The organism is Acetobacteroides hydrogenigenes, assembly GCF_004340205.1.
In the GTDB taxonomy this organism is placed as follows: domain Bacteria; phylum Bacteroidota; class Bacteroidia; order Bacteroidales; family ZOR0009; genus Acetobacteroides; species Acetobacteroides hydrogenigenes.
Map to the genome: position 1 here is coordinate 16,118 of NZ_SLWB01000025.1, position 12,530 is coordinate 28,647.

Annotated in this window: 8 protein-coding genes; all 8 read right to left on the reverse strand. The window is 41.6% G+C overall.

All coding sequences use genetic code 11. The annotated features are described in order from the left end of the window. Positions 1-14: 14 nt before the first annotated feature. The 8 genes from CLV25_RS15715 to CLV25_RS15750 all read right to left on the reverse strand — a co-directional run bounded on the left by CLV25_RS15715 (position 15) and on the right by CLV25_RS15750 (position 11,936). Positions 15-3,017, reverse strand: coding sequence for a type I restriction endonuclease subunit R (locus CLV25_RS15715; RefSeq protein WP_131840622.1), 3,003 nt, complete (start codon positions 3,015-3,017; stop codon positions 15-17). A gap of 10 nt (positions 3,018-3,027) precedes the next feature. Further along, the gene (locus CLV25_RS15720; RefSeq protein ID WP_131840623.1) at positions 3,028-4,401 is read right to left on the reverse strand and encodes an AlbA family DNA-binding domain-containing protein; all 1,374 of its coding nucleotides are present in this window, start codon (positions 4,399-4,401) and stop codon (positions 3,028-3,030) included. Between the two features lie 6 nt (positions 4,402-4,407). Next, positions 4,408-5,676, reverse strand: a complete 1,269-nt coding sequence (locus tag CLV25_RS15725) for a restriction endonuclease subunit S (RefSeq protein ID WP_131840624.1) — start codon at positions 5,674-5,676, stop codon at positions 4,408-4,410. After that, the gene (locus CLV25_RS15730; RefSeq protein WP_131840625.1) at positions 5,676-7,454 is read right to left on the reverse strand and encodes a type I restriction-modification system subunit M; all 1,779 of its coding nucleotides are present in this window, start codon (positions 7,452-7,454) and stop codon (positions 5,676-5,678) included. Before CLV25_RS15730 ends, CLV25_RS15725 begins: the two co-directional genes overlap by 1 nt. Before the next feature lie 94 nt (positions 7,455-7,548). After that, complete coding sequence (locus CLV25_RS15735) at positions 7,549-8,580, reverse strand: hypothetical protein (protein ID WP_131840626.1); 1,032 nt, start codon at positions 8,578-8,580, stop codon at positions 7,549-7,551. Continuing rightward, complete coding sequence (locus tag CLV25_RS15740; protein ID WP_131840627.1) at positions 8,580-10,169, reverse strand: AAA family ATPase; 1,590 nt, start codon at positions 10,167-10,169, stop codon at positions 8,580-8,582. The genes CLV25_RS15735 and CLV25_RS15740 overlap by 1 nt, the downstream gene beginning before the upstream one ends. 42 nt (positions 10,170-10,211) lie before the next feature. After that, entirely contained in the window at positions 10,212-11,222 is a 1,011-nt protein-coding gene (locus tag CLV25_RS15745; protein WP_131840628.1) for a helix-turn-helix transcriptional regulator, read from the reverse strand. Between the two features lie 111 nt (positions 11,223-11,333). Then, entirely contained in the window at positions 11,334-11,936 is a 603-nt protein-coding gene (locus tag CLV25_RS15750) for a P-loop NTPase family protein (RefSeq protein ID WP_131840629.1), read from the reverse strand. Positions 11,937-12,530 lie beyond the last annotated feature (594 nt).

Here is a 12,530-nt window from a genome sequence, read left to right on the forward strand (position 1 = left end):
AAATTGAGTTCAACTTATTTTGCGTGGCTGATACCTCTGACTTTTTTGTCGTAGATATCGTTGAACCAAATGTGCTTGAACATGTGGTTTACTTTGTCTTCTGAGAGTTTGTTGTAGAAGTCGAGCTTGGTGTTAATGAAATTTAGCAGTTCGTTGTCTATCTCCTCAAAGAATTTATCCTGGATGTTATCTTTGGTGTTGTGGGCATTGAAGAATGACATTAACTCTTGGTTGTCGTAGATGTTCTTCTTCATTCGCTCAAAATCTACCTTATCTTCATCCTTAAGTTCTAGGCCAAAGGTGTCGTTTAGGGTTTTGATGATATGGCTAAGCAAATCGAACTCACTCTCGGCTGGTTTTGCGCTGCCGCCCGGTGTCATGCCTTGCATGGCGGTATCGGATGATTCGAGGGTTAAATCGGTGGTATACTGATGCTGTAGTTTATAGCTGTCGAGGTCTACCTCCTCTAGCACTTCGGTTGGTAGGGCTTCCTTTGTGTATGGTAGCTTTTTATAGAGGTTCGTAAGCAGTACATAGTACTTCTCGAGCAACACATCGGCAAAGGTCATTATTGGGGCAATGAAACGGTAGAAGCGAATGTAGTTTTTACAGGCCGTTTTAAATTCGAACTGCTGCTCGGCATCCAACTCTATGGAGTACCTGCGAACAATTTCGTTAAGAATGGGCTGAAGCTTTTCCTTGTGGTCGCCCTTTTTAAAGAATAGTTCGGCAAAGCGCTCGATGTCGTTCCCGTAAATGATGTTGAACGAGTCTATCTTATTTTGAATATCGTAGAGGCTGTTAGGATCGGTTTGGTCGTCGAGTTCCATGTAGTTGCTACCGTAGTATTTCTGGAAGTCTTCCTGAACCTTTTCGGGGTCGTTTACAAAGTCGAGTACCATGGTTGTATCCTTACCCGAGCAGGTGCGGTTTAACCTACTTAGCGTTTGCACGGTATTTGGCCCACCCAATTTTTTATCGACAAACATGGTATGGAGTAGCGGCTCGTCAAAACCGGTTTGGTACATGTTGGCCACGATAAGGATGCGGAATTGTGGCATCTTTAGCGCATCTGGAATCTCTATACGACCACCAAGGTTGTTCATGTTTTCCTTAGTGTAGTCCAAGCCCGTTTCGGAATCGGTAACCGTACCGCTAAAGGCAACAAGCGCCCCATAAGGAAGCCTCATTTCACGCATTATCTCATCGAATTTTCGCTTAAAGCGAACAGCATGTAGGCGAGAACGGGTTACGAGCATAGCACGAGCCTTGCCCTGAATTTCGTTCTGGGTATGTGCTACAAAGTGCTCAATCATAATGCGAGCCTTTTTCTCGATGGCGTGGTCCTGTAAATCGACGAAGGAGGCAAGTAGTCGAACCGTTTTCTTCTTGTCGTACTCCTTATCCTCGATATCTCTCCGCTTGATGAGTTTGTAGTAACGTTTCCAACTCATGTAGTTTTTAAGCACATCCTTGATGAAGCCTTCCTTGATGGCCTGCTCCATTGTGTACTTGTCGAAAGCATCCTTTTTATTGCCTATGACTGTTCCAAACATTTCGATGGTCTTGTCTTTTGGAGTTGCCGTAAAGGCAAAGAAGGAGACGTTCTTTTGGTCGCCCTTTGCCCTGATTTCCTCCATGATGATATCGTCCAACGATTTGTCGGTGCCATCCAGTTTTTCGGCTTCGTCGAGCGATAGAGTCTTACGAAGGTGGCGGGCAGCCTCGCCAGTTTGCGAGCTGTGCGCTTCGTCGATAATTACCGCGTAGGTTTTATCCCTATTTTGTACTATAGATTCGGAGATTACAGGAAACCTAAATAGGGTGGTTACAATTATTGGCGTACAGTTTTCGATTGCCTTAGCAAGAACAGAACTTGGCTGGCTGTCGTCGATATAGACAACGGCACCAGGAACCTGCTCGAACTGGCGAATACTATCCTGTATTTGCCTATTTAGCACCCTACGATCGGTTACCACAATGGTGCTGTTGAAAAGCGCCTTGTTGTCGTTGATGTTTTGGTAAAAGCCAGAGAGGCGGTGGGCAAGCCATGCAATAGTGTTAGACTTACCAGAACCAGCCGAGTGCTGGATGAGGTACTTATTCCCAACTCCATCCTTTTTGAGAGCGCTTAATAGGCGTTCTACAGCTCGGCGTTGGTGATATCGGGGGAATATCAAAACCTCCTTCTCGCTCTCCCTGATTTTTCCAGTCCTTGTATCGAAGTACTTATCCTTGTTTACCTGAACGTTGATGTAGTTCTGTGTCAGGTTAAGTAACGAGTCTTTGTTTAAGACATCCTCCCAAAGGTAAGCTGTTGCATAGTTGTTGTCGTCGGTGTTAACCAATCCCTTGTTAAAGGGCAGGAAGTAGGTGCTTTTCCTTTTTAACTCAGTACACATGGCCACCTTTTCGGTGCTAACCGCAAAGTGCACCAAGCAGCGCTTAAACTCGAAAAGCGGCTCCTTAGGGTCGCGGTCTTTGATGTACTGCTTTATGGCGTCGGAAAGGTATTGACCTGTAAGGGCATTCTTTAGTTCGATGGTAACCACCGGCATGCCATTGACAAAGAGCACAACATCCACCGAATTCTCGTTTTGATGGGAGTACTTGAGCTGGCGTACAACCGTGAGACGGTTTTTTTTGTACCAATCCCAATGCTCAGGCGATTTGTCGTGCTGGGGTTTAAAGTAAACCGTATCGAGATGCTGACCGCATATCTTAAGCTTCATGCGGAAGTAGGCAAGCGTTTTATTTTTTTCCTTGCGAATGAGCTCCGAAGCATAGTAGGCTATTTTTCTGTCGGTATCGGCACCATATTGCTCCTCGATTTTTTGATACTTTTCAAACTGCGTATCCTTAATAAAATCGATGAGGTCTTCCTGTATTAGGCATAAATCCTTATCGTAACAAGCGGTAGTTTTTGTTACATACTCGGAGAAGTCGGGATTGATGTTGCGACTTAAGTATCGAGTGATATGCTCTTCTAAGTGTTCCTCTCTGGTGCCTGTTGACATAATCTAAGCTTTATTCATTTAAAGGATTTACAACCCAATATCCACCGCTATCGCTACCGATACGACTGATGGTACCCTTATCCTTAAGGTTGGCGAGCTGTTTTTCGACGGCTCTGGATGTAATCCCAAGCCTTTCGGCCATCTCGGCAATGGTAATATGCTGGTTCTCCCAAATCATTTCCACGATTTTCACCGAACTTTTCACCGAACTTTTCACCGAACTTTTCACCGAACTTTTAGAAGGACGTTGTAAAATAACGGTAAAGATACCACTCGTGTTGAAAAGCGGCAAAGGAAGACTGGCCTCCTTCATGAGCTCGCGCATACGAACGATACCAGAGCCCAACTTCTCGACCAAGTGCATACGTGCAAAAAGGCCAAAAATAAGAGGGTTGCGGGAGTAGCTCTTGGTACCAAACTCGGCTGTAGGAATGGCGCTAACCAAACCACCTGGGTTGGAAATCTCTACCCTGTCTTCGAAAATTTCGATAAGGATAGAGCCACCCTTATCGTAGTAGTCGCGGTGCGCTAGGGCGTTAATAATAGACTCCTTAAATACCGTTTCGGGTATTTCCCAAATCTCCTTTCGAGGGCCAGACCCCTGACCTTCTATGTCGTAAGTAACATCGAGTTTGGAGCTAATCCAACTCATGGACTGCCTAAATTGAGCGTAAAGGTTTCCACCAAAAGACTTGTCGTCGGTGATGAATCGCTTGTCGGAACCGCTGTAGGCAACGCAACGAACGATGGCAGTTTCGATTATGGCGTTGGGTTCCTTACCAAAGAAAAGAACAGAGCCATTCTTAAACTGTCCCGACTCGGTAAGCAGCTTAAGGTTGCTAAAAATCTGCCCATCGGAGACGTAAGCGCCTATTTTTGATTCGGCCTTAAAGTGCTGTAGGAAATCCTCGTCAACCATAGCGGAGGGCTGGAAGGCTGGGCAGGCCACCTCGTCGAAGTATATTTTATCGGACTGCTGGAAGAAGTCGCGCATCTGCTCGGCAGTGGTTAACTTCTGGGAGTTGGGGCCAATGCGAACAAAGATGGAACCCAAAAAGACGTAGGGTTTATTTGGACCAGAAGGAACTTCGATAACCCCAATGGATTTACCATCCACCTCAACCACCGAAAGCGAGCAGGAGAGCGGGGGTGAAATCTCGCTTAGGCTGTTTTGAATGGAAGAGCGTTTGGCGTTATCAATTGGGGCGCCAACAATTTGGTTTTGGTCGTTTACGCCAATAAGCACAACACCGCCTGCCGCATTGGCAAAGGCGCAAACCTCCTCGGTAATATCCTTTACCTTGGAGGGAACCGATACCTTGAACTCTGCGTTGTAGCCTTCACCCGAGGCGGCCAACAGCTTAATATCTTCGGGTGTTACCATGTGCTTCTACTCGTTAGGTTGCCAATCTCTTAAATCAATCTTGCCTGTTACTGCCTCTGAGATTAGGGATTGGCGGTATTCTTTGAGGTTTTCAATTTGTTTAGTCGATTTTTCAATTAGGATATCGAAATCATTTGTTTTCTTTTGTAGGTATGAGCATATTTCATTTTGTTCTTCAAGTGATGGTTTGCATAGAAAAACATTGTTCAAATTGTCTTGAGTCATACTAGGTACAGCACTACTCTCTTGAAGCAGTTGAAAGGGAATCTGCTGGCATAAATAGAAAACAAACAAAGGAATACAATTCTCTCTTATTTCAGTATAAAATAATGTATCTACAGTCCAAAATGGTTCTTCAACATATTGAGGTTTGTCAATAGTACCTTTTCTTCCTAATAAAACTGAAGGTTTGTCATAAAGATATTCAGAAGCACGCCCAAATTCGCCCCCTGTACCTAAAACGGGGTATCCACCTTCTTCAATTTCAACTGGTTTTTGGTCTTTACCATTACGAATTTTGGCTATGTATTTAAATTTAACAAGTTTCCAATTTTCTGGCACCTGCCCCAGCCACTCAATGCCGCTATCCTTCATTTTTGCGTTAGGGTTGAGCCCTTTGGTAACGGCCTCGTTAATAACGGTCTGGCGCTTTTGCTTAAGGAGTGTTATGAGCTGCTCCTTTTGGGCAATAAGCTCGTCGATAATGGAGGTTTGGTGGTCGAGGTATTTGGCTATTTGGGTTTGTTCATGGATTGGAGGATGTGGAACTGTTAGACACTCTATTGTTGATTTTCCTAATCCAAAGCGTGTAACGCCATTTGAATTAGTTTCGAAATAAGCTTTAACTTGAGATGACTGAATAAATCTGAATAAGAAATTAGATATTAGTTTGTTAGAATCTGATTCTATAATAGCTAAATGATATCCACAAACTGAGTTAGGAATATCCTCCTCAATAAATGTAGGAATGCCAATATCGTTTGCACTCTCTGAATCTTTCGTAATAATAACTTGACCCTTTGCTAATGAATAGTTTTCAAATTCTTTAGCATTACAAGTTCCTTTGCTGAGTTTTGAACTTTTGTTAATTTTTTGATTATTATAAGCATCAGGGTAATGACAAATTGAGACTGACAGTTCATCTTCAAATTCATGCCTATCAACACTACTAAATTTTGTCGTAGAGTTGAATTTAAGTTTTATAGGTCGCCAATGCTCAGGTATTTCACCTAACCACTCAATCCCGCTGTTCTTATATTTTTCGTATGGCTTCATTATCCTAGCAGCTCCTTTAGCAGTTGGGTAATGCCCTTTTGGTTTGGGGTACCAAACTCGAGGGCTTCGATTTCGGCCTTAATTTTGGAAGATGGGCGCAGGCTCTTGTACTCGTAGAAGTACTTGGTAAAGTTTACCTCATAGCCAATACGGGTTTTGGTGAAGTCGATCCAGGCATCGGGCACATGGGGCAGCACCTCGGTGGCGAAGTACTCCTCGATATCTACGTTCATGGGGATGTTTTCCCTATCGCGCTTCTTGCTGTCGGGTTTAAGGTTGCCGCTGCGGTCTTTCACCTTTTTCCCCTTGCTGTCGTACTCGGGCTGCTCGATGGTTATTTGGTAGAAGCCAAAGAAGTCGTTATCGAAGATTTTGCAGTAGGGACCTTGCTCGTAGGCGTTGTAAATCCTTACGATTTCGTCGATGTGGAAATCCTCAATTTTGTTGCGCTTGTTGCCAAGGCTACGCTTTTCGGGGCGGCAGAAGCCAACGATTTTATTCTCCTTATCCTCAGGAACGTTGGCATTGATGAGCTGCACCTTGCCGCGACGGTGGGCAGGCTTGTTATTATCCAGAAACCAGATGTAGGTGTTGATACCCGTGTTGTAGAAGAGGTCTTTAGGTAGGGCTATGATACAGTCGAGCCAGTCGTTCTTGATAATCCATTTGCGGATTTCGCTCTCGCCGCTACCTGCATCGCCCGTAAAGAGGGGTGAACCATTAGTGACAACCGCAATTTTACCGCCCTCGCGCTCCATCTTGCTCACCATGTGCTGAACGAACAGCAGCTGACCATCGCTGGTGCGAGGTAGTCCCGCATAGAAGCGACCGGCAGGGTTGGCGCTTTCGTTTTGGATAAACTTGGCATCCTTAGCCCATGTTACCCCATAGGGTGGGTTGGCAAACTGGTAGTGGAAGTGCTTACCCGTAAACCTATCTTGGGTAAAGGAGTTGCCATGGCGGATATTGTCGACATTCTCGCCGGTGATAAGCGCCTCGGATTTTGCGATGGCATAGGATTGCTCGTTAATCTCCTGTCCAAACGTTTTTAGAATGGGCTTGGTGTCTGTATCGGCGCAAAGCACATCGAGCACATAGTTTTTAGCGAGATTTATCATACCCCCTGTCCCCATCGCTGGGTCGTAGATGGTACGTATGGTTCCGGGTTGCGAGAGCTTCTCCTTTTCGGTGCTGAAAACAACGCGTACCATGAGGTCGATAACATCGCGGGGGGTAAAGTGCTCCCCTGCGGTTTCATTGCTCTGCTCGTTGGAGATACGAATCAACTCCTCGAAGATGTATCCCATTGAGTGGTTATCAACCGTTTCGGGGCTGAGGTCGACCTTACAGATGGCATCTATCATCTGGTAGAGCAGCTTGTTCTTGATAAGACGACCGATAATCTTTTCGAACTGGAAGTTCTCGATGATATCCTTCACCTCTTGGTTGAACCCGTTGAGGTAGTTGTTGAAGTCAATTTCGATGGTTTTAGTATTCTCCTTAAGGCTTTCGAGGGTGTGCCTCGACGTGTTATAGAACTGTAAACCACCAGCAGCCTTGCGAAGGATTGGGTCGAGTTTATCCTCGGGTACCTTATCCTTAAAGTCGATATAGGCCTTGCGTACCTTTTCGTTTACAGGGGCGAGGATACAGTCGAGGCGACGGATAACAACGAAAGGGAGGAGCACGTCGCCAATCTCGTTCTTTTTGAAGGTATTCCAGAGTACCTTATCGGTTATCTCGAAAATGAACTTTACGTCCACCTTGTTATTGCTCATTGGTTTTGGATTTGTCGTTTTGGATTGTGGTACAAAGTAAACACTTAATAGTGCACTAGACGTGCACTGTTATGGGAAATTTAGAAATATACTTTTATACGTCATTTAAAAGCCTGTTTATTAACGACATATCATTGTTATAATTTCCGAGAATTCTGAAATTTTGAGTTGCACCTCGATTGTTAATATATGCAGCAATTGAACGGTAGTTAGATTTTAAATCTATTAAATCAGATTCAATAGATATAAAGTCAGTATCACCTTCGTGTGGCTCTATCCTATTAAAAATTCTATCGCATCTAAAATCATTTTTGCTTCTTACTGTTTTATTGTCTTTTACTTTAAATACTGCAAATCCTTTATCGCAGACTGAGTTGATGTAATTTAGCATTAACCTTCTTTTATGAATGGTTTTTGTAAAAACAACCTCAAAAATAATTGAATATGGTCTTAAGGAAGAAATAGCAGACTGTAATTCACTTGTTAATTTTTCACACCATTCCTGTGATTTATTATTGTCATTTGCAAATACAGTAAGGTGAAAATCTATTTTTAGAGTTGGTGGTAAAAAAGCATCAACTAATTGTATTAAATTTGATTTACCAACAGTTTCTCCTCTTTCTTCATCTGCAAATAGAAAATCATCTGTAATTACTAGAGCATTTGAGGGAGGAAGTGGAATACTTACTAAATTTTTCCATCCTTTATTTTTATGATCTTCGAATATTTTATCTTTTGGAAGATCTCTGTAATATGTTCCTTTTAATATGTTATCTTCAATATTTTGGGCACTTTGAACAATTACACCATAGTTTTTTTGCAATGATTCAGTCGTAATAGTATCATAGTTTAAAAAGAATGCAGACCTTGGTTTTTCTTTGATTATTGAATTATCATCATATATACTGTCAAAAAATGGTTTTAGAGCTATTGGTCTTTTACCTCCTGTTAGATTTACAAATATCGAAATTGGAGTTTCAGCATCAATCTCAGCATCAAGTTCTTGATCTGTAATATTAAGACATATATCTGCATGATTGCAGAAAATCTTGAACCAATTTGGTGAGTCTTCGTTGAAAATAACAATATTTTCAAAGATTTCCTTTTCGGCGAATATGGTGAACATTAGTTATTTCTTTGTCTTTTAATTTTCATTAGTTCTAATGTACGTAATGATGCTTCATCATAAAATCCACTCCCAAAATTCGGAGATATTGAGCCGTCAGAATTATATCCAATCTTATAAGGATTACCTTCTTCGGGAAAATAGAATAGGTTGAAAGGGTTTATATTAGGAGATACTTCTAAATCGTTTTCAGCTACAATTACTTGAGATTTACGAGTTAAGTATTCTGAGTGGGTTTCAATAATCAACTTAATATTATACTTGTCGTAAACTTCATAGAAAAGTTCAGAAAGAAGACTCTGAAGTTTTGGATGTAAATTTAATTCAGGTTCCTCAATTAAAACTGTATAATCTTTCTTGAATTTCTGAGCCTTAGCGATAATGCAACCTAGACGAACAATAAGCAGCATGGCTTGAATGGAACCCATGCCCTTATCGGCTAAGGCTATTTGTGAGTTTTTATCTGACACTAATACCTCGTAGGCTTCGCCAGCATGTAGTTCGGCAGTGAAGGAGTCGCCCACCTCAAACAGTTTCATCCACTTTTCGATGAATTTGTAGGCATCCTTGCCTTTGTCCTTATCGATGTTTAGCTGCTTGTACTCATGAATAGCTTGAGCAAGCGCGTTGTTTTTATCCCTAATGGCAAAGAGGGCTGATTGCTTGGCGGGGTTGGCGCCAAGGTATACTAGAGCTAGGTTGTCGATTGTTTGGTTGTATGCTTTTATAGCATCTCTAACTTTTTTCTCAGCATGATAAAATGCTCTTAAATCAGCAAATATTGTAGAAACCAAAGTCTTTTCTTGACTTTTTATAAATTCCGGTTTGTATTGATTATTTATTATTTCAACAATAGCTTCGTCAAGAATTTTATTTAAATCTTTTACGTTAGAAAAAAACGAAGCCAGAATAAAGTCATTGCTAAAATCTTCATCAATAATTGAATCACCATCCTCGACCTCCTCTGAATCACTAGTTTCACAAATATCCAACCTCTTGAGAAGTTCGTCCTTCTTCTTAATGAACATAGAACGAGTGTCTATAAGTTCGATATACTCTTTGCTCGATTTTTTTAGTTCGCTATGCTCGATTATCTCTGTTAATTCCGCTATTTTGCTTTCTATATTGGTTAAAATACTCTCTTCATCTCTGCTATTATCGATAGGTTTATTGATAAATATAACTGATGACTTCTTTGGCTCGATAACAAACTGAAATCCATTAAATAAATCTCTGATAACAAACTTGATAATTTCTGCATTTGTTTTATCATCTTCGCCTGTAATAAGAACGTCAACTTCAAATTGTCCTATGCGATTGGTAAAAATGATATATTCTTCTTTATTGATTTTGGCACTATTATTTAGAGCCCTTTTGAATGTGACGATATTGGCATCCTCTATAACACTATTTCCAAATGTAAAACTTTCGATTGATTTTGATTTTAGAAAGTCGTGAATAAGTAGAAGAGCCTTTACCATTGTTGACTTACCTGAGTTGTTTTTACCAACCAGCATGGTAATACCACCATATTCGAGTGTTGGGAAGTTGATGAAGCGTCGAAAATTTTGGAATGATATACTGTTCATAAAGCAAAGGTGTTATACAATTATGCAGGGAAACTGCATTGTTTATTGATAATTTTTTATGGTCTGTTCTAGTCTGCTTTGGATTTTAGTACGGAGACTATCGGGTGAAACAACCTCAACACCCTCACCATAGGAGAGTATGAGGGATTCCAACTCGTAGTTTGGAATTAACTTAAGTTCGATGTGAGTAAATTCGTCCTCCTTTGACTTTTCTTTTTGGGAGCCATGCAAGGGCTTAGTTTTAATATACGGATAAAGGATATTGCTCACCTTTAGCCGTATTATTTCCGGAACTTGTTCGTTGTGAACGGTAACCCCTATAACATCGTCGAAATACTCACTGAAGTCAATTTCGGTGTTAGGGATAAATGGTGTATTTATTTCTTCAAGGACTAAAATACGATCTAAGGCGAGATTAGCCAGAAGATTTAATTCACCGTTAAGACCAAATGCAAACCAACGATTCTTGTACTGTTTTAGGTAGTAAGGGTGAAAAGTAATTGTTTGTGGATTGTCGTTTTTGAAACTCCTGTAGGATACCTTTAGCGCCTTCTTGTAGGCTATGGCATTGTATATTGGAGTAATATTTTCGAGCCCTTTGAGATAGTCGTTCTGCTCAAATTCTATGATTTGGACTGAGCTTTTAGAAGAGCCTATACTTGCATCTAAACGGGTAGATATTTCATTTATCCACTCGAACTGGGGCAATCCTTTAAATCTAGAAAGGGTAAGAATTGCCTCCTTGAGATGTTTCTCTTCTGTTTCGTTTAGGGGTTGGTTATTAATTGAAAAGTTTATATCATCGTATCTAAAATAGACTCTGTGACCGTCTCTGATACGTACGAGAGGGATATCCCACCCCTGACTACTTTCCATGAAACGTATATCACATAGAACCTTACGGCGTTTTACACCATTCTCAATGCCAGAAAATTCATAAATGGCTTGATTGCATGCATCAATAAGATCTTCGATGTAATATCTTCGACCAGGATTGCGAAAGCATTTGTCGAGAGCCTGATATCGAATGATTGCATTTCTATTTGTGGCCATTACAGTTAGTGAAGATTATAGTAATCGAGCATTCAGTAAAAATAGTAAAAGAAATAATTTGTTGACATTTTATAATTAAATACTATTTAAAAGCTTTATTGTCAACTGCAATTAAATTCTTTTATCTCTTGATTCTACATCAAACGCCAATAAGTTAAACATTTCCCTCATGCGTGAGCGAACACGCTTGCCATACTGCTCCTCGATGTCCATGCTGGTAAGGTTGGTAGTGATGTGAGTTTGGAGACCATGTAGTGTGAACTGGTCGTAACGGGATAGCAGGATTTCGGCCATGACGTTGCACTCTACGCCGTAGAACTTGAGGTGGTTCTCGGTGCCTAAATCGTCGAAGCAGTAGATCTTGTGCTGGCCTCGGCTGTAGGAGTTGGTGCTGTACTTGTGGATCATCGAGTAGCCATCGCGGTTGAACTCGAAGCTGATATCGCGGCAGGGCTTCACCTGGTACTTGTATTGGGGTAGCAGAAGGGTGTTGAAAAGCCTCATAAGGCTGGTTTTTCCACATCCGACAGGACCGGATAGCATTAGCCCCTTACGTTGCGAAATAGCGTACTTCTGGCATGCCTGCAGGTTGTTGGTGAAGTAGGCCAGCAGCTTTAGGATTAGCTCGTGGTCCTCCTGGTAGATTTTGAAGCTGGGGTTGAGGGTGGCCTTGCCACGAGACTCCAGGAATTGGAAGGTTTCGGTGAGGTTCATGGCTGAGAGATGAAAAATGAAAGGATGAAAGATGAAAAATTTGGGAAAAGGGAGTAGTGAGTGGGGAATAGTGAAAGTGCCAAAGTTGGTAGTGGCTGAGATTGAGTTGTTGTTACAGGATTGTTTGAAACAAAGGTGTACGAACCGGGCAAAAACACTACAAACAAATAATATATAATAATACTTATACTATATAATAATATATATATAGTAGTGGTCAATCGAGGCATAAATGCCTCAGTAGACTTTATCTTCTTCATGATTAGCTGTTTGAAATTTTTAATTGGAGCATATTTGCCTCGTTAACGGAGCATATATGCCTCGATAGTGGAGCATATTTGCCTCGTTAATGGAGCATATCTGCCTCATTAACGGAGCATTTTTGCCTCTGTTAAAAAGGAACTTTATGGGCGTACTATAATGGATCATTGTATGATTTTGGAGGGTTAAGGTTTAAGACTTGCTGTACTGGAGCTTTAGCGAAGTTTGCGCTGTTAATCATCCAGTTACTGGCAGCTGCCATCCAATCGCGCATCGGGGTTTTGCCGCCAACCCGCCAGCCATTGGACTGGAAGTGGTTGAAAAACTTCTGAG